The organism is Bacillus sp. GW823-FHT06A11 (assembly GCF_058795355.1).
Map to the genome: position 1 here is coordinate 863,770 of NZ_JBXAHS010000002.1, position 19,542 is coordinate 883,311.

The window sequence follows — 19,542 nt, forward strand, 5'->3', positions numbered from 1 at the left end:
AATAACCTTTTAATTCAGTCCTGTGAGACGGAAAAGGGTGGCTTCTTCCTTGCACCCTAGTCTTACATGACTAGGGTATTTTTATGCAAAGGTTGTTATAAAAATACAAAAGTGGTAACATAAAAATCAGAAAGATGAGGGATGACGATGAGCCATTTGTTAACGATGAGTGAATTATCGGAAGTAGAAATTTCAGAAATCCTAAAAGACGCAGAAGATTTTGCGAATGGAAAAGAGAGCAAAACGACAGAGCAAACTTTTGTTGCAAACTTGTTCTTTGAGAATAGTACGAGAACGAGATTTAGCTTTGAAGTTGCTGAGAAGAGATTAGGACTAGATGTTTTAAACTTTTCAGCTGATGCATCTAGCGTACAAAAAGGAGAAACTTTATACGATACGATAAGAACACTAGAATCAATCGGAACAAAAGCAGTGGTCATCCGCCATGAGCAAGATCGCTACTTCGATGAACTAAAAGATCAGGTGAATATCCCGATCTTAAACGCTGGAGATGGATGTGGAAACCACCCAACGCAGTGCCTACTCGACCTTCTTACAATTAAACAAGAGTTTGGAAGATTTGAAGGTTTGAAGATTGCAATAGTAGGAGATGTTCGTCATAGCCGAGTAGCACGTTCTAATGCAGAAGCATTAACGAAGCTTGGTGCAACAATTTACTTTGCAAGTCCAGAAGAGTGGAAAGGTGAAGACAACACATTTGGAACATACAAACCATTAGATGAACTTGTTCCAGAAGTGGATGTAATGATGTTACTCCGTGTACAACATGAGCGTCATGATCATTATGAAACAGACATTATGAAAGAATATCATGAGAAACACGGATTAACAGTAGAAAGAGAAAAGCGTATGAAAGAAGGAAGCATTATTATGCATCCAGCTCCCGTAAACCGTGATGTTGAAATTGCAAGTGAACTTGTTGAGTGTGAGCGTTCACGCATATTTAAACAAATGGAAAATGGAGTTTACGTAAGAATGGCTGTACTAAAACGCGCCTTACCAAATGTATTAGGAGGAATGAAACATGAATTACTTGTTTAAAAATGGTCGTTATATGAATGAAGAAGGAAAAATTGTAGCAACAGATCTTCTCGTACAAGACGGTAAAATCGCTAAGGTAGCAGAAAATATTACGGCAGATAATGCTGAAGTAATCGATGTGAACGGAAAGTTAATCGCACCTGGATTAGTAGATGTACACGTACATCTTCGTGAACCAGGTGGTGAACATAAAGAAACAATTGAAACAGGTACACTAGCAGCGGCAAAAGGTGGATTCACTACAATTTGTGCAATGCCAAATACACGTCCGGTACCAGATTGCAGAGAACATATGGAAGACTTGCAAAATCGTATTAAAGAAAAAGCACATGTCAACGTACTACCATACGGAGCAATTACAGTACGTCAAGCTGGTTCTGAAATGACAGATTTCGAAACATTAAAAGAACTTGGAGCATTTGCTTTCACAGATGACGGCGTAGGCGTACAAGATGCGAGCATGATGTTAGCGGCTATGAAACGTGCAGCAAAATTAGATATGGCAGTAGTTGCGCACTGTGAAGAGAATACGCTTATTAATAAAGGTTGTGTACATGAAGGGAAGTTTTCTGAGAAACACGGATTAAACGGTATCCCATCAGTATGTGAATCTGTACATATTGCAAGGGATATATTGCTTGCGGAAGCAGCAGATTGTCACTATCACGTATGTCACGTAAGTACGAAAGGTTCAGTACGTGTAATCCGTGATGCGAAACGCGCTGGAATTAAAGTAACAGCAGAAGTAACACCACATCACCTAGTGTTATGTGAAGATGATATCCCATCAGCTGATCCTAATTTTAAAATGAACCCACCGCTTCGTGGAAAAGAAGACCATGCAGCATTAATTGAAGGTTTATTAGATGGAACGATCGATATGATCGCAACTGACCATGCACCGCATACAGCGGAAGAGAAAGCACAAGGAATTGAAAGAGCACCATTCGGAATTACTGGTTTTGAAACAGCATTCCCGCTTCTATACACAAACCTTGTGAAAAAAGGAGTCATTACGCTAGAACAGTTAATTCAATATTTAACAGAAAAGCCAGCTGATACATTTGGCTTAGAAGCAGGTCGCCTGAAAGAAGGTAGAACAGCTGATATTACAATCATTGATTTAGAACAAGAAGAAGAGATTGATCCAACAACATTCTTATCAAAAGGAAAAAATACACCATTCGCAGGTTGGAAATGCCAAGGATGGCCGGTAATGACAATCGTTGGTGGTAAGATCGCATGGCAAAAGGAGAGTGCATTAGTATGAAAAGACAACTTATCTTAGAAGATGGAACAGTATTAATTGGAAAAGGTTTCGGAGGAGAAATCGAAAAGTCAGGTGAGGTTGTATTTACAACAGGAATGACTGGATATCAAGAAACATTATCTGATCCATCATATTGCGGTCAAATCGTAACATTCACGTACCCATTAATCGGAAACTACGGCATTAACCGTGACGATTTCGAATCGATTCACCCATCTGTAAATGGTTTAATCGTAAACGAAATTTGTGATCATCCATCAAACTTCCGTAATGAAATTTCGTTAAATGATTACTTAAAAGAAAGAAACATCCCGGGATTAGCAGGAATTGATACGAGAAAATTAACGAGAAAAATTCGTCAATACGGTACATTACGCGGACGCCTTTGTAACATGGATGCAGATGTAGAATACATCGTGAGCCAATTAAAAGCGACAGTATTTACAGATCACGTGAAACGCGTATCGACGAAAGATCCATACCCAAGTCCAGGACGCGGACACCGAGTTGTACTTGTAGACTTCGGAATGAAACATGGTATTTTACGAGAATTAAATAAGCGTGACTGTGATGTAATTGTAGTTCCTTACAACACAACAGCAGAAGAAATTTTACGCCTTAGCCCAGATGGAATTATGTTAAGTAACGGACCTGGGGATCCAAAAGATGTACCAGAAGCAATTGAAATGTTAAAAGACATTATCGGTAAAGTTCCTTTATTCGGAATTTGCCTAGGACATCAATTGTTCGCTCTAGCATCTGGTGCAAATACAAGTAAGTTGAAATTCGGTCACCGTGGTTTAAACCATCCAGTAAAAAATCTTGCAACTGGAAAAGTAGCAATTACATCTCAAAACCATGGTTACGCAGTAGAAGAAGAGTCAGTTGAAAATACAGAGCTTGAAATTACACATGTTGCTTTAAATGATGGAACAGTAGAAGGTCTTCGTCATAAGAAGTTCCCAGCATTTACAGTACAATACCATCCAGAAGCTTCAGCAGGACCTGAAGATGCAAATGATTTATTCGAAGATTTCTTAGCAATGATTGAAAACTTCAAGAAAGAAGGGGAAGAGTTATGCCAAAACGCCTAGACATTAACACAATTTTAGTAATCGGATCAGGACCAATTGTAATTGGGCAAGCAGCGGAGTTTGACTACTCTGGTACACAAGCTTGTCAATCTCTAAGAGAAGAAGGTTACAAAGTAATCCTTGTTAACTCTAACCCAGCAACAATTATGACAGATACTGCAACAGCAGATAAAGTATATATCGAACCATTAACATTAGAATTCGTAAGCCGTATTATTCGTAAAGAACGTCCAGATGCAATCTTACCAACATTAGGTGGTCAAACAGGGTTAAATATGGCTGTTGAACTTGCGAAATCAGGCATACTTGAAGAATGCGGAGTTGAAATTTTAGGAACGAAATTATCAGCTATCGAGCAAGCGGAGGATCGCGATTTATTCCGTACATTAATGCAGGATTTAAATGAACCAATTCCATCTAGTACGATCATTCATACGCTGGAAGAAGCACATGAATTTGTAAAAGAAATTGGTTATCCAGTTATTGTTCGCCCAGCATTTACAATGGGAGGAACAGGTGGCGGAATTTGTAGTAATGAAGAAGAACTAATTGAAATCGTATCCGGTGGATTAAAACATAGTCCAGTAACACAATGTTTATTAGAAAAGAGCATTGCTGGTTGTAAGGAAATTGAATATGAAGTAATGCGTGATTCGAATGATAACGCGATTGTAGTATGTAACATGGAAAACATCGATCCAGTTGGGGTTCACACAGGTGATTCTATCGTAGTAGCACCAAGCCAAACATTAAGCGACCGTGAATATCAAATGTTACGAAACACTTCATTACGAATTATTCGTGCATTAGGAATTGAAGGTGGATGTAACGTTCAGCTTGCACTAGATCCACATAGCTTCCAATACTATGTAATCGAAGTAAACCCACGTGTAAGTCGTTCATCTGCACTAGCATCTAAAGCGACTGGATATCCAATTGCAAAATTAGCAGCGAAAATTGCAGTCGGCTTAACATTAGATGAAATCATAAACCCAGTAACACAAAAAACTTACGCTTGCTTCGAGCCAGCATTAGACTATGTTGTTTCAAAAATTCCACGCTGGCCATTTGATAAGTTTGAATCAGCAAACAGAACACTTGGTACACAAATGAAGGCAACTGGTGAAGTTATGTCAATCGGACGTAACTTAGAGCAATCATTATTAAAAGCGGTTCGTTCTTTAGAGCTTGGCATTTATCACTTAGAATTAGACCACTTAAAAGAACTTGATAAAGAAACAATGAAAAAACGCATTATTAAAGCAGACGATGAGCGACTGTTTATTGTAGCAGAAGCAATTCGTCAAGGTGTAACGAAAGAAGAAATCAACGAATGGTGTGAAATGGACTTCTTCTTCTTACAAAAAATTGAAAACATCGTAAATATGGAACGCGAAGTAAAAGCGAATGTAGGAAATATGGAAGTACTACAAGCTGCGAAAGAAATGGGCTTCAGTGATCACTACATTGCAGCTGCTTGGAACAAAACGGAGCGTGAAATTTACGATATGCGTAAAGAAAGCAATATAACTCCTGTTTATAAAATGGTAGATACTTGTGCGGCAGAGTTTGAATCTGCAACACCATACTACTACAGCACATATGGTGATGAGAATGAATCGGTGATAACAGATCGTAAGAGTGTTGTTGTACTAGGGTCTGGTCCAATCCGTATCGGTCAAGGGGTTGAGTTTGACTATGCAACAGTTCACTCTGTATGGGCAATTAAAGAAGCTGGATATGAGGCAATCATTGTTAATAACAATCCAGAAACAGTTTCAACAGACTTCAGTATTTCTGACAAATTATACTTTGAACCATTAACAATCGAAGATGTAATGCACATCATTGATTTAGAAAAACCAGAAGGCGTTATTGTTCAGTTCGGTGGACAAACGGCAATTAACTTAGCGGCGAAATTAGAGGCTCACGGTGTGAAAATCTTAGGAACATCACTTGAAGACTTAGACCGTGCAGAAGATCGTGATAAATTTGAAGCTGCTTTAACAAAACTTGGTATCCCGCAACCAGTTGGTAAAACAGCAACGACTGTAGAACAAGCGGTAGCAATCGCAGAAGAAATTGGTTATCCAGTATTAGTAAGACCATCTTACGTACTAGGTGGACGTGCGATGGAAATCGTATATCGTCAAGAAGAACTGCTGCACTACATGAAAAATGCAGTTAAAGTTCATGCAGATCACCCAGTATTAATCGACCGTTACATGGTTGGTAAAGAAATTGAAGTAGATGCAATTTCAGATGGTGAGAATGTATTCATTCCAGGTATTATGGAACATATTGAACGCGCTGGAGTTCACTCTGGTGACTCAATTGGAGTATATCCACCACAAAGTTTATCTGAAAAACTAAAAGAACAAATCATTGAACATACAATTGCACTTGGAAAAGGATTAAACATTGTTGGATTACTAAATATCCAGTTTGTAGTATTCAAAGATCAAGTGTACGTAATTGAAGTAAACCCACGTGCAAGCCGTACAGTACCGTTCTTAAGTAAAATTACAGGCGTACCGATGGCGAATGTTGCAACGAAAGTTATTTTAGGGCAAGACCTAGTAGAGCAAGGATACGGAACGGGCTATCACCCAGAAGAGAAAGAAGTATATGTAAAAGCTCCGGTATTCTCATTCGCGAAACTACGTTCAGTTGATACAACATTAGGACCTGAAATGAAATCAACAGGGGAAGTAATGGGTAAAGACTTAACGCTTGAAAAAGCATTATATAAAGGATTAGTTGCTTCAGGAATTAACATCCCAACGCACGGATCAGTAATCATTACTGTAGCGGATAAAGATAAAGAAGAGGCGATGGAAATTGCAAAACGTTTCCACGAAATCGGCTATAACTTATTAGCAACAGCTGGAACAGCACAATCATTAGAAGAGCAAAATATCCCAGTACAAGTTGTAAACAAAATTGATTCTGAAGACTACAACTTACTAGATATTATCCGTCAAGGAAAAGCACAGTTTGTAATTAACACATTAACAAAAGGTAAACAACCAGCGCGTGATGGTTTCCGCATTCGCCGTGAATCAGTAGAAAATGGTGTGGCTTGCTTAACATCACTTGATACAACAAGAGCAATCTTACGAGTATTAGAATCTATGACATTCTCAGCTCATTCAATGAAAGAAATTACGCAAACAAAGCGTCACGAGGTGGTACATGCATGATGCAAAAGCAAAATATGATCGTCGTTAATCAAAAAGAAATCGCAAAAAACATTTACGAGTTAGTGCTTCAAGGAACTTTAGTACAGCAAATGAACGAACCAGGGCAGTTTGTACACATTAAGGTAGCAGAGGGCATTGCGCCCCTTCTGCGCCGCCCAATTAGTATTTGTAATGTAGATCAAGAGAAGAACGAATTTACAATGCTATATCGTGCCGAAGGACAAGGGACAAAAACATTAGCAACTAGAAAACAAGGTGAAATGGTAGATGTACTAGGACCATTAGGACACGGTTTTCCTGTAGAAGAAGCAGAAGCTGGTCAAACAGCTTTACTAGTAGGCGGGGGAATTGGTGTACCACCACTTTATGAATTATCACAGCGCCTCGTTGCAAAAGGTGTACGTGTTATTCACATCTTAGGCTTTCAAACGAAAGATGTAGTTTTCTATGAAGAAAAATTTGCAGAACTTGGTGATACGTACGTTGCAACAGTAGACGGTACACACGGTACAAAAGGATTTGTCACAGATGTAATTGATAATTACGGAATTGACTTTGATATTCTTTATTCATGTGGTCCGTTAGCGATGCTTCGTGCATTAGAAGGACGTTACAAAGAGAAAAAAGCCTATATTTCATTAGAAGAACGTATGGGCTGTGGTATTGGAGCTTGTTTCGCGTGTGTATGCCACTTACAAGAAGATCCAAGTGGACATTCTTACAAGAAGGTGTGTAGCGACGGACCAGTATTTCCAATCGGGGAGGTTGTACTATGAACAGATTGCAAGTTGAATTACCAGGATTATCATTAAAAAATCCAATTATACCGGCATCTGGATGCTTTGGGTTTGGTCGTGAATATGCACAGTTTTACGATTTAAGTGTATTAGGATCAATCATGATTAAAGCGACGACAGAACAACCACGTTATGGAAATCCGACGCCTCGTGTTGCTGAAACACCAGGCGGCATGCTAAATGCAATCGGACTTCAAAACCCGGGATTAGACAAAGTAATGAATTCGGAATTACCATGGTTAGAACAATTTGACCTTCCAATTATTGCAAACGTTGCAGGCTCACAAGCTGAGGATTACGTAGCGGTTGCGAAGGAAATTTCTAAAGCGCCTAATGTCCATGCACTAGAATTAAATATTTCTTGTCCGAACGTAAAAACAGGTGGTATCGCCTTTGGTACAAATCCTGAAATTGCTGCTGATTTAACGAAGCGAGTAAAAGAGGTTTCTGAAGTACCTGTATACGTGAAGTTGTCACCGAACGTGGCAAACATTGTGGAAATTGCAAAAGCGATTGAAAATGCAGGTGCAGATGGTTTAACGATGATTAATACATTGCTTGGTATGCGTCTAGATTTAAAAACAGCTAAACCAATTTTAGCAAACCGTACAGGTGGATTATCAGGTCCTGCGATTAAGCCAGTAGCAATTCGTATGGTACATGAAGTAAGCCAAGCGGTAAACATTCCGATTATCGGAATGGGTGGTATTGAGACAGCGGAAGATGTAATTGAATTCTTCTATGCTGGCGCAAGCGCAGTTGCAGTAGGTACAGCGAACTTTATCGATCCGTTCGTATGTCCGACAATTATTGAAGAGTTACCAGCATTACTAGATGAATTAGGATTTGATCACATTTCGGAATGTCAAGGAAGGAGCTGGAAGCAAACATGTCACAGTCGTTAATCGTTGCATTAGATTTTCCAGGGAAACAAGATGTAGAACAATTCTTGCGCCACTTTGAAGGGGAAGAGTTATTTGTCAAAGTTGGTATGGAGTTATTTTACAAAGAAGGCCCTGCGATTATTACGTACTTAAAAGAAAAAGGACATAAGATTTTTCTAGATTTAAAACTTCATGATATTCCGAATACAGTAAAAAGCGCTATGCGTAGCCTAGCTAGTCTAGATGTTGATATGGTAAATGTTCATGCTGCAGGGGGAAGCAGTATGATGAAAGCTGCGATTGAGGGATTAGAGGAAGGTAAGCAAGAAGGAAAAGAGAGACCGATTTGTATTGCAGTTACACAACTAACAAGCACTTCGGAAGCTATGATGAAAAAAGAGATTGGCATTGAGAAAACGTTAGAAGAAGCGGTTGCTCATTATGCAAAACTAACGAAAGAAAGTGGACTGGATGGCGTTGTTTGTTCAACACTTGAAGTTCCAAAATTACGTGAAGTATGCGGAAATGAATTTGTAACAGTAACACCGGGGATTCGTCTTGCAAGCGATGATGTAAATGACCAGGTGCGCGTAGCAACACCGAAACGTGCGAGGGAACTTGGCTCAAGCTACATCGTAGTTGGACGTAGTATTACAAAAGCAGAAAATCCGCTTGAAGCGTATAAAACAGTAAAACAACAGTGGGAAGGTGTAACAGTATGAAAAAAGAAATCGCATCGCATTTATTAGAAATTGGAGCAGTATTTTTACAACCGAACGATCCATTCACATGGTCTTCAGGTATGAAATCACCAATTTATTGTGATAACCGTTTAACTTTATCTTATCCAAAAGTACGTCAAGCGATTGCAGCTGGATTAGAAGAGTTGATTAAAGAGCACTTCCCAACTGTAGAAGTTATTGCAGGAACAGCAACTGCTGGTATTGCGCACGCTGCATGGGTAAGCGATCGTATGGATTTACCAATGTGCTACGTACGTAGTAAAGCAAAAGGTCACGGTAAAGGGAACCAAATCGAAGGAAAAGCTGAAAAAGGTCAAAAAGTAGTAGTAGTAGAGGACCTAATTTCAACTGGCGGTAGTGCAATTACATGTGTAGAAGCACTTCGCGAAGCTGGCTGTGAAGTATTAGGGATCGTATCAATCTTCACATACGAGCTAGAAGCAGGAAAAGAAAAGTTAGAAGCAGCGAACGTAGCATCATATTCTTTAAGTGATTACAGTGCATTAACTGAAGTTGCAGCAGAAAAAGGTATGATTGGACAAGCTGAAACGAAGAAATTACAAGAGTGGCGTAAAAATCCAGCTAACGAAGCTTGGATCACAGCGTAACACGAAAAAAGACGACCGCGGGGGAACGCGGTCGTTTTTTATATCATTGTTAAAACTTCAAGTAAAGTTCCATCAATATCAAAGAAAATCATATTACAATCTCCTTAACTACTTAGCGCTTTCTGCAAGCTCATATCCTCTTACAAACAATAAAGTCATATAAGAAACAATAAATGAGAAGATGCTGTACATGCCAACCCAAAAGAAAAATTTTGGAGTAAAGGCGATAACACCTATTATTAAAAAACTAGCAAACGTTACAATCGGCATTACGTAATACGTTTTCGTCTTGCGCGTTCCAATAACAGAAACGATAAAGATAAGTAATGGACAAATTAATAAGACGAAAATCAATTCATTCATAGGTATGTCCCCTTTTCTAATTGCAGTAATCTGTTTCTCGTAAACGTTTTGAAATAATTACTCTCCTAATATAATTTCGCTAAGTAATAACGAATCCCTCTTGAAAACTGATAATTCATGATGAATTTTACAAGCAAAAAACGTAAGCAAGAGAACACTTGCTTACGTTATAGAATAAACATCGCAACGATCGTGGTGACAATTAAACCGATAACAACCGGTAAAAAGTTTCGGCGTGCAAGTTCAAATGGATCGACTTTACAAATCGCAGCAGCAGGAATAAGTGCCCAAGGAATTAACGTCCCGCCCCCGGTCCATATAGCTGCAATTTGCCCGAGTGCTGTTAATGTAGCTGTTCCATGGCCAAGTGCTGTTCCAAAAAGATTGGCAATGGAACCAGCAAGTGATATACCTGAAAAACCTGATCCATCTAAGCCGGTAATGACACCAACGATGGTTAATGTCCCTGCCGATACATATTGATTTAAAGGAACAGTTTGAGATAAAGCGATGCCTAAGTCGTTAATGATTCCGTGTGAACCTTTCGGTAAATAGTCCCCGATAATTTTTACAAATCCACTATCTCCTAAATAAAAGAGTGCAGCGATAGGAATAACTGGTCCGAAAATTTTAAAGCCAAATTGGAGCCCTTCTATGAAATAATCGGTCGTTTTATTCAGTCCATTTCCTTTGTAGGCGATGAGGGAAATGATGATAATCATAATAACAGTCGTTCCGCCGATAAGTGCAGTTGCGTCGCTTCCTTGTAATTTAAATTGAATCATGCAAAGGATATCAATGATATATATGATAGGGATACAAATAGCGAGCCATTTTTTTATGCGAGAAGATAATGAAGTGAGCGTTTTAGAAGACTCAGTTGATGGAATAGCTTCTTGTATAGATAAGCCTGTATGAAACTCTTTTCGTAAGAAGAAAAAAGCGACAGAAGTTGTCACAATGCCCATAACGATAACGAGTGGAACACTTGCAGATACGATGCTGGAAACAGGGAGACCAGCCGCGTCTGCAGTTAATTTCGGTGCACCTTGAATAACGAAGTCTCCAGATAAGGCGATGCCGTGTCCAAATAAGTTCATAGCAATTGCAACCCCAATTGGAGGAAGGCCGACACGTACAGCAACCGGTAATAAAATAGCTCCCATTAAGGCGACAGCTGGAGAAGGCCAAAAGAAGAAAGAAATGGTCATCATTAAAAGGCCGATAATCCAGTAGGCGAGTGTAGGTGTACGAATCATTTTTGTAAATGGTGAAATCATCGTATCATTTATGCCAGTATGAACGAGTAAATTGCTCATTGATACGATAATGGAGATGATTAATATAGTTGGTAATAGCTCAGTAATGGCGTAAATGAAACTTTGAAAAATTCCGCTAATGGCAAGAGGGATAGAACTTGTTGCAGTTAATGCTAATAAAAAGATAAAAACGATACAAATGATAGTCGTATCTTTTCGGAGAATAAAAAAGGTAATAATAGTGAGTAAACAAATAATGTAGAGAGCGTGTAATAGCGTTAATTCAACTCCCATAACATTCACATCCTTTAGGCATTCGTGTAGTGTATTGTATGAAAGCAGTGAAAGTATGTGAGTATAGGAAAAAGAAAAAAATTTCATGTACTGTAATGGTGAGAACGATAAATGGATGTTACAATACAGTTAATCCTAAAAAATGAATAAAAGAAAGTGCCACCTTATATGGTGGCACTTTCTTATTTTACTGCATGAGCTTTTTGCATCTTTTTAATTAAACGAATTTGTCCACGATGATTGATTTCATCTTCAAAAACGTGAAACCACTTAAAATAGTTATTTGCTGGTTTGTCATACCAAAAGTCTGTCGTTTTAAATAACCATTCATCAGGTAACGATTGAAAAGTCTCGATTGTTTTGGAACGTACTTCTTGTAATGTATTTATGTAAAATTCTATAGCGTTTCCTTTTATTTTCTCACGTCCAAGATCGCCTAATTCAATGCCAGGTAACCAGCGTTCTAATTCAGCCTCCGTTGGTTCACGGTCTTCAAAAGTATGAATCTGGTAGTAAAATTCAATAGCGGCCATATGGTACAATAACATGCCAATTGAATTTGTGTCCTTATCATATAAATAATCAAGTTCCTCAATTGTTAAACCTTCCACCCCTTGCATTGTTGTATAGCGAGCGTAATTCATCATGGAAACAAGATTTGAAAATTCAGGCTGTAACCCATCTATCTTATCAATTACAAAATTCAATTTAAATTCCCCCTCTTAAACGATGACTCCAGAGAAAGAATTCTATGTGCAACGAAAAACTCCTTTAAAAAAGGTCGTGATTTCAACAAGGAATAACAATTAGTTCTCGATTTGATTTTGTAATAACTTCATATCCATCTTTTGTAATGACGATATCATCTTCAATTCTACAACCGCCCCAGTTCGGAATGTAAATACCAGGTTCAACTGTAACAACCATACCTTCTTCTAAAGTAGCCGTACTTTCTTGAGATAAGCGAAGAGGTTCATGTATTTCTAACCCAAGACCGTGCCCAGTAGAGTGGCCAAAGTATTGACCGTATCCATGTTCTGTAATGTAATCCCTCGTTATATCATCGATACTTTTCGCAGTTTCTCCAGGCTTAATCGCTTCAGTCCCACGTTTTAACGCTTCTCGTACAACATTGTATATTTTTTTGAATTCTTCCGATGGTTCCCCTATTGCTACAGTACGTGTTATATCGGAACAATATCCGTCGTAAAGTGCACCGAAGTCTAATGTAACGATATCCCCTCGTTCGATTATTTTATTTGATGCAACTCCATGGGGAAGTGAAGAACGAACGCCTGAGGCTACAATGATTTGGAATGAAGAAGATGTAGCCCCTTTTTTTCGCATGAAAAATTCTAATTCATCTCGTACAGCATTTTCACTTATTCCTGGTTTTAGAAACGTAAGAATGTGGTGAAATGCTTCGTCCGCGATATTAGCTGCAATTTTCATTGTTTCTATTTCAGGCGTGTCTTTAATGATACGAATATTTTCGATAATTTCGCACACTTGAATCATTTCCGCCTGTACGTATTTTTGCAAGTTTTTATATTGTTGCAATGTCATGTTGTTTTCTTCAATTCCAAGTTTTTGAATGTTTAATTTCGATACTTGATGTGCAATTTCTTTTTCTAAATTTCCTTTATGCATAATAATTTCAGCATCTTTTATTTGTGATTTCGCTTGATCTACATAGCGGAAATCAGTGATAAAAACAGCTTGATCGGCAGAGATTAAGACGACGCCAGCGCTACCTGTAAAGCCTGTTGCATATTGACGGTTTTCTTTCTTTGTAATAAGTAACCCGTCGATTCCGTAATTATGTAGTTGTTTTTGGATGTTAGTTATTCTTATATTCATTTTAATTCCTCCTTTTTACATTAATAAAGCAAGAATTGTGCCAATATATTTATTTAGAATAAAAGAGAAGAGGGTAGCTGTGTGTCAAAAAAACTAGACGGATGTAAAATAAATATATATAAAATTTTTACAGTAAGTTTTTATGTGAATGAACAATAATGTAAACTTGCAAACAAAATCTTTTTAATTTAAGTATTATATTTTTTGTATAAATAAATTAAAAAATTGGTATAATAAGGGATTGTTACGTTTTTTTGTAGGTAAAGAGATGTAACGAAAAAATTGGGTTAAGGAATGTGAATGTATGAAGAAATTAAGTAAAGTAATGTCATTTTGTTTGGCCGCTAGTATGCTTGTTATAACGGGGTGTGAAACAAGTGAAAACAAAGTTCAAGTGAATAAAATGATTGACCAGCTTGATGAAGCGCCAGAAGTGACAGAAAAAGAAGCAAAAAAGATTGTAAGAAAGAGTGTAGATGGAATAGCAAATGCGTTTAGTGAGATGGAAAAAGAAAATGGATGGAGCCGAAATAATCCTGGGGATTTAGAGACAGCTAAAAAAGGAGTTAAAGGATTGGTTTCAGAAAAGTTTGTAGAGAATCAGCTTCCTGAATTGCTTGCTAACTTTAATAGATCGAGAGAGACTGATATGTTACCATTCCCAAATTATTTTCAAACTGAAATAAGATTTTCTTCTTCACAAGATAAAGAAAATTTAACGGTACATACATTAAGTTTAGAAGATGAAATAGGTAATGCGGCCCAAGATTGGGAATTTCATTTGGTGTATAAAGAAGGGGAATGGTTAATGGATAAATGGTCATTCGTTTTTCCTGAAGATTTAAAACTTACAAAAGAAGAAGCAAATAGAATTTTACAAATGCCAGACGATAAGAATGTGTCATTTGTAAGTGAAGAAAATAGTGGCGATAAGAAATACATATTCAAAGATAGTAACGGATTAATTACTGTAAATGCGAAAACATCTCTTATTTCATACAATGTAGATAAAAATAGGTATGAAAAGGTAACGAAAGAAAGAAATATTCAAGAAACAGAACAAGTACAGAGAAAGGATTCGAGTGCGTATACAGGCTCAAAAGAAGAGAAACAATCGCAAAAAGAATCTTCTTCAAAGATAGATAGAGCAAATGTTTTAAGTGAATTAGCTGCTATAGATAAACAAGAAAAACATACGAATGCTATGTCAACCAATGATATAGTAAATGAAATAGAAGGAAATTATGAACTGTGGGATAATAAACTAAATGAAATTTACAGTACATTAAAAAGTACGATGTCACCTGATGCGTTTCAGTCGTTAAAAACGAAACAAATTGCGTGGGTTAAAGAAAAAGAAAGTAAAGTTAAAGCAATTGGTACTGATACAAATAATGGAACGATGAGGCGTATAGAAGCTTCAGAAGAGAAATATAAGATGACAAAAGCAAGATGTTATGAATTAGTAAATGGGTATATGAACTAGTGTGAACGAATATAAAAAATGCGTTGCTTATAAGCAACGCATTTTTGTATTTACGCTTTTAATTTCATTACAATATCAGCATCTGGTGTTACATATACGGTTTGCTGATTGTCGTACGTAACAAAACCAAGTTTTGCACCACTCGGTTTTTTCACATGGCGTATTTTAGTGAAATCAACAGGTACAGAGCTAGACTCTTTCGCTTTACTGTAATAAGCGGCAATTTTGGCAGCTTCTAGTAAAGTTTCTTCAGCAGGCTCTAAAGAACGAATGACAACGTGAGAGCCAGGTATGTCTTTCGTATGTAACCAAATTTCATCACGGCGGGCAAACTTCGTTGTTAAATAATCATTTTGTTTATTGTTTTTACCAACGAAAATCTCTGTGCCATCACTTGCTAAATATTTATCTAATACTGGCTTAGTAGGCTTTTTCTTTGCGTTTTTCGTTTTGCGATTGCGCACATAACCTTCTTCAGCTAATTCCTCACGAATTTCTTCAATATCTTTTGAAGAAGCAGCTTCCATTTGTTGAAGTAAGCTATCAAAATAAAGAATTTCTTCATTGGTTTTTTCGATTTGTTCTTCTACAACAACAACTGAATTTTTTGCTTTTTGATACTTTTGGAAATAGCGTTGTGCATTTTCAGACGGTGTTTTTAAAGGATCTAATGTGATTTTTACAGTTCCGCCATTTTCATCGTAATAATTAACGACCTCAATATCTTTATCGCCTTTTTTCAAAGCGTACATATTAGCTGTAAGTAGCTCTCCAAATAGTTGATATTTATCTGCTTTTCCAGCATCTTGCAGTGTTTTTTCGAGTTTAATGAGTTTTTTCTCGTTTTTATTTTTTTCATTTTGCATAAAGCGTTCTAAATCATGAGCTTGTTGTTTTACACGATCGCGCTCTGCTTTTCCGAAAAAGAAACGATCAAGCAATTCACTAACAGATGAGAACGTCTTATCTTCTCCTTGCAAGTGTGCAAGAGGGAAAAGATAAAAGAATTCTTTCCCATTTGAAGTAGTCATCGCTGGTGAATATGTATGAGTTAATAATGGTTTTTGTATGGAGAAAAATGCATCCGCTAATGCTTTTTCATTTACCATACCAGCTTTTTTCACTACTTCTTTTGCGAATAACGGGGATATTCCCGTAAAGGTGCCGACAAGCTGTTTATCCATGTTTCCAGATAGAAAGTCTAGTGGTCTAATAAATTCATCATTTGTTTCAATCTGAAGTGGGTTAATTTTATGTTGTGCTGGTGGTGCAATATATTCAGCTCCAGCGTATACAGTACGATGGCGGTTTACCGCTAAAGATATGTGTTTTAAGCTATCTAAAATAACGTTTGTTTTCGTATCTACTAAGATAATGTTACTATGTCGGCCCATTATTTCGATTACTAATGTTTTTAATGATTCGTCTCCAATTTCATTCCGACTGCGAACTGTAATTTGAATAATACGTTCTAAGTCAATTTGTTCAATTTTTTCAATAAACCCACCTTCTAAATGTTTACGAAGAAGCATACAAAACATTGGCGGTATTGCTGGTGAATCGTAGTTTTGATTCGTTAAGTGCAGACGCGCATATGTAGGGTGAGACGAAAGAATTAGTTTTTGGTTCTTTCCGTTTGCTCGAATATGTAATAAAATCTCATACTTTGAAGGTTGATATATTTTGGAAATTCTTCCTGTGTAAAGAGAATTTGCAATTTCATGTGTAATTGCTCTTGTAAATAATCCATCGAATGCCATAAATGAACACTCCTTTCTAACTAAAAGTTAATTATAGCATTTTTTTGGACGAGGCTGAATAAGCTTTCAATAGAGTATGTCTGGAATCAGGAGGTCGATGGCAGGATGAACTGGTATGGAATGCGGGCACATGAAGTGGAAGAAAGAACGAATACGAATGTAAAGGTTGGACTTACAGAGAAAGAAGCAGAAGGGCGCGTAAAGAAATTTGGTACTAATGAATTAGAAGAAGCAAAAAGGCCTTCTGCACTAATGGTATTTTTAGCACAGTTTAAAGATTTCATGGTACTCGTTTTGTTTGGAGCAACAATTGTTTCTGCGTTTTTAGGTGAATACATTGATTCTATTGCTATTGTTGCCATTGTTATTATCAATGGTATTCTCGGATTTTTTCAAGAAAGAAAAGCTGAAAAATCATTGGAAGCTTTAAAGGAACTAGCCGCTCCACAAGTTACTGTAATGCGGAATGGAAAGTGGGTAAAAGCACCATCTAAAGCACTTGTTTTAGGTGATATTATTAAGTTTTCCAGTGGTGATCGTATTGGGGCTGATGTGCGTCTTGTTGAAGCATCAAGTTTATATATTGAAGAGTCTGCTTTGACAGGGGAGTCCGTACCTGTACAAAAGAAGGTAGAAGCATTGCAAGGGCAAGATGTTGCAATTGGTGATCAAAAAAATATGGCTTTTATGGGGACAATGATTACGCGAGGATCTGGTACAGGAGTCGTTGTAGCAACTGGTATGAATACAGCGATGGGGCAAATTGCAAATATGTTACAAAATGCAGAGCAAATTGAAACACCACTGCAAAGAAGGTTAGAACAGCTCGGAAAAATATTAATTATTGTGGCTCTTATTTTGACAGCACTCGTTGTATTAGCTGGTGTGTATCAAGGGAATGAAGTATATCATATGTTTTTAGCTGGTGTGTCTCTGGCTGTTGCGGCTATTCCAGAAGGGTTGCCAGCAATTGTTACAGTAGCTTTATCACTTGGTGTACAGCGTATGATAAAAAAGAGAGCAATTGTACGAAAGTTACCAGCCGTAGAAACGTTAGGTTGTGCTTCCGTTATATGTTCTGATAAAACGGGAACAATGACGCAAAACAAAATGATGGTAACACATATGTGGTCAGGCGGAGAATTGTGGAAAGTGACAGGGCAAGGATATGAACCTAATGGCTCTTTTATGAAAGGTGAAAAAGAAGTGAATCCAGCTAAGACAAAAGCACTTTATCAGCTACTTACATTTGGTTCACTATGTAACAATGCAAATATTATTCAAAAGAAAAAGGCGTACGTATTAGATGGAGATCCAACAGAGGGAGCGCTTGTAGCTGCAGCAATGAAAGCTGGGATAACACGTGAGGCATTGAAAGGGAAATTTGAAGTTATTCGTGAATTTCCATTTGATTCAACTCGAAAAATGATGAGTGTTATTGTACGAGATCGAGAGGGGAAAAAGTTTATTGTTACGAAGGGAGCACCGGATGTTCTTTTACAAATGAGTCAAACGATTTTATGGGGGGATAAGCAACAGCCGTTAAGTGAGCTATATAGAAAAGAAGTACAGGCGGCTATTCATAGCTTAGGTAGTCAAGCGCTTCGAACAATTGCAGTTGCGTTTAAACCTTTAAAAATAACGGATTCTATTGAACATGAAAGAGACGTTGAAAAAGATTTTATGTTGGTTGGGATACAAGGTATGATTGACCCACCAAGACCAGAAGTGGCGCAGGCGGTAAAAGAGTGTAAAGAAGCTGGTATTCGAACAGTAATGATTACAGGTGATCATAAAGTGACAGCAATGGCGATTGCTGAACAATTAGGAGTTTTGCCACCAGATGGACGCGTTGTTGAAGGAGTAGAACTCGCGAATATGGATGTGGAGGAATTAGAAAATGTTGTAGAAGATACGTATGTATTCGCTCGTGTATCACCTGAACATAAATTAAAAATTGTTAAGGCACTGCAAAATCAAGGGCATATAGTAGCGATGACAGGTGATGGAGTGAACGATGCTCCAGCTATAAAAACAGCGGATATTGGGATAGCGATGGGGATTACAGGAACAGATGTTGCAAAAGAAGCCTCTTCACTTGTTTTACTAGACGATAATTTTGCTACAATTAAGTCAGCGATTAAAGAAGGAAGAAATATATACGAGAACATACGTAAGTTCATCCGATATTTATTAGCATCAAATGTTGGAGAAATTTTAGTTATGTTATTTGCGATGTTACTTGCATTACCCCTGCCGATGGTTCCTATTCAAATTTTATGGGTGAACTTAGTTACTGATGGTTTACCAGCGATGGCATTAGGTTTGGATAAGGCTGAAGGAGATGTGATGAAGAGAACGCCGCGCCACCCGAAAGAAGGGGTATTCGCTAGAGGGCTTGCGTGGAAAATAATAAGTCGAGGTTTTTTAATTGGGGCAGTGACGTTAGTAGCGTTTATTATTGCGTATAACCAACATCCAAATGAACTCAAATATGCACAAACTGTAGCGTTCGCGACGTTGGTACTTGCTCAGCTTATTCATGTATTTGATTGTCGTAGTGAGCATTCTGTTTTTCATCGTAATCCATTTGGGAACGTGTATTTAGTAGGGGCGGTTATCATTTCATTACTACTCATGCTAGTAGTGATATATTATCCACCGTTACAACCGATTTTTAGCACAATGCCGATACAAGCAAGAGATTGGTTATTAATTGGAGGTTTGTCATCAATTCCGACTTTCTTACTAGTAGGTTCTTTATTAACAGGGAAAAAGGCGAAAAAGAAAAAGCCAATGTTATATAAGAAGGGATTAAACTTGAAATAGTCAATGTTATGAAAATGTGATATAATTTAC

The 19,542-nt window shown here is 37.6% G+C and carries 15 protein-coding genes and 1 pseudogene; 11 read left to right on the top strand and 5 right to left on the bottom strand.

Annotated elements, in window-relative coordinates; translation table 11 throughout:
* Window positions 1-147 precede the first annotated feature (147 nt).
* The 8 genes from pyrB to pyrE are packed head-to-tail and all read left to right on the top strand — an operon-like array spanning window position 148 to window position 9,661.
* Window positions 148-1,062 carry an aspartate carbamoyltransferase gene (pyrB, locus tag AC1Q8L_RS13110; protein WP_000018860.1) on the top strand — a complete coding sequence of 305 codons (915 nt, stop codon included), beginning with the start codon at window positions 148-150 and terminating at the stop codon, window positions 1,060-1,062.
* Window positions 1,046-2,332 (top strand): dihydroorotase, encoded by a 1,287-nt coding sequence (gene pyrC, locus AC1Q8L_RS13115; protein ID WP_001108371.1) that lies wholly within the window; start codon window positions 1,046-1,048, stop codon window positions 2,330-2,332. The genes pyrB and pyrC overlap by 17 nt, the downstream gene beginning before the upstream one ends.
* Complete coding sequence (locus tag AC1Q8L_RS13120; protein WP_000828670.1) at window positions 2,329-3,426, top strand: carbamoyl phosphate synthase small subunit; 1,098 nt, start codon at window positions 2,329-2,331, stop codon at window positions 3,424-3,426. The genes pyrC and AC1Q8L_RS13120 overlap by 4 nt, the downstream gene beginning before the upstream one ends.
* Window positions 3,411-6,629: a carbamoyl-phosphate synthase large subunit gene (gene carB, locus AC1Q8L_RS13125; protein ID WP_001126128.1), complete on the top strand. Its 3,219-nt coding sequence runs from the start codon at window positions 3,411-3,413 to the stop codon at window positions 6,627-6,629. The genes AC1Q8L_RS13120 and carB overlap by 16 nt, the downstream gene beginning before the upstream one ends.
* A complete protein-coding gene (gene pyrK / locus AC1Q8L_RS13130) occupies window positions 6,626-7,405 on the top strand; it encodes a dihydroorotate oxidase B electron transfer subunit (RefSeq protein WP_000983359.1) in 780 nt (259 codons plus the stop codon). The genes carB and pyrK overlap by 4 nt, the downstream gene beginning before the upstream one ends.
* Window positions 7,402-8,331 (top strand): dihydroorotate oxidase B catalytic subunit, encoded by a 930-nt coding sequence (pyrD, locus tag AC1Q8L_RS13135; RefSeq protein WP_001081049.1) that lies wholly within the window; start codon window positions 7,402-7,404, stop codon window positions 8,329-8,331. Before pyrK ends, pyrD begins: the two co-directional genes overlap by 4 nt.
* Window positions 8,316-9,032 (top strand): orotidine-5'-phosphate decarboxylase, encoded by a 717-nt coding sequence (gene pyrF, locus AC1Q8L_RS13140; RefSeq protein ID WP_000083496.1) that lies wholly within the window; start codon window positions 8,316-8,318, stop codon window positions 9,030-9,032. The genes pyrD and pyrF overlap by 16 nt, the downstream gene beginning before the upstream one ends.
* A complete protein-coding gene (gene pyrE / locus AC1Q8L_RS13145; RefSeq protein ID WP_000711449.1) occupies window positions 9,029-9,661 on the top strand; it encodes an orotate phosphoribosyltransferase in 633 nt (210 codons plus the stop codon). Before pyrF ends, pyrE begins: the two co-directional genes overlap by 4 nt.
* A 108-nt stretch (window positions 9,662-9,769) precedes the next feature.
* On the opposite strand, the gene AC1Q8L_RS13150 is transcribed toward pyrE, so the two are convergent.
* On the bottom strand, window positions 9,770-10,024 hold the full coding sequence (locus tag AC1Q8L_RS13150) for a YbeF family protein (protein ID WP_001003933.1): 255 nt from the start codon (window positions 10,022-10,024) through the stop codon (window positions 9,770-9,772).
* A gap of 167 nt (window positions 10,025-10,191) precedes the next feature.
* On the bottom strand, window positions 10,192-11,577 hold the full coding sequence (locus AC1Q8L_RS13155; protein ID WP_000537865.1) for a hypothetical protein: 1,386 nt from the start codon (window positions 11,575-11,577) through the stop codon (window positions 10,192-10,194).
* Between the two features lie 38 nt (window positions 11,578-11,615).
* On the opposite strand from AC1Q8L_RS13155, the pseudogene AC1Q8L_RS13160 reads away from it, so the two are divergent.
* A pseudogene (locus AC1Q8L_RS13160) lies at window positions 11,616-11,717 on the top strand (YoqO family protein); the annotation flags it as partial.
* A gap of 42 nt (window positions 11,718-11,759) precedes the next feature.
* On the opposite strand, the gene AC1Q8L_RS13165 reads toward AC1Q8L_RS13160, so the two are convergent.
* A complete protein-coding gene (locus AC1Q8L_RS13165; RefSeq protein ID WP_001012043.1) occupies window positions 11,760-12,284 on the bottom strand; it encodes a DinB family protein in 525 nt (174 codons plus the stop codon).
* 82 nt (window positions 12,285-12,366) lie between these two features.
* Entirely contained in the window at window positions 12,367-13,437 is a 1,071-nt protein-coding gene (locus tag AC1Q8L_RS13170) for a M24 family metallopeptidase (RefSeq protein WP_001026209.1), read from the bottom strand.
* Between the two features lie 304 nt (window positions 13,438-13,741).
* Here AC1Q8L_RS13170 and AC1Q8L_RS13175 point away from each other — a divergent pair, with 304 nt between their 5' ends.
* Window positions 13,742-14,923 carry a lysozyme inhibitor LprI family protein gene (locus AC1Q8L_RS13175; RefSeq protein WP_000736525.1) on the top strand — a complete coding sequence of 394 codons (1,182 nt, stop codon included), beginning with the start codon at window positions 13,742-13,744 and terminating at the stop codon, window positions 14,921-14,923.
* A 50-nt stretch (window positions 14,924-14,973) separates the two neighbouring features.
* Here AC1Q8L_RS13175 and AC1Q8L_RS13180 read toward each other — a convergent pair whose 3' ends face one another.
* Window positions 14,974-16,683: an Rqc2 family fibronectin-binding protein gene (locus AC1Q8L_RS13180; RefSeq protein WP_000863271.1), complete on the bottom strand. Its 1,710-nt coding sequence runs from the start codon at window positions 16,681-16,683 to the stop codon at window positions 14,974-14,976.
* A 105-nt stretch (window positions 16,684-16,788) separates the two neighbouring features.
* Between AC1Q8L_RS13180 and AC1Q8L_RS13185 the strand changes: the two genes are divergently transcribed.
* Entirely contained in the window at window positions 16,789-19,512 is a 2,724-nt protein-coding gene (locus AC1Q8L_RS13185) for a calcium-translocating P-type ATPase, SERCA-type (RefSeq protein WP_025117946.1), read from the top strand.
* Window positions 19,513-19,542 lie beyond the last annotated feature (30 nt).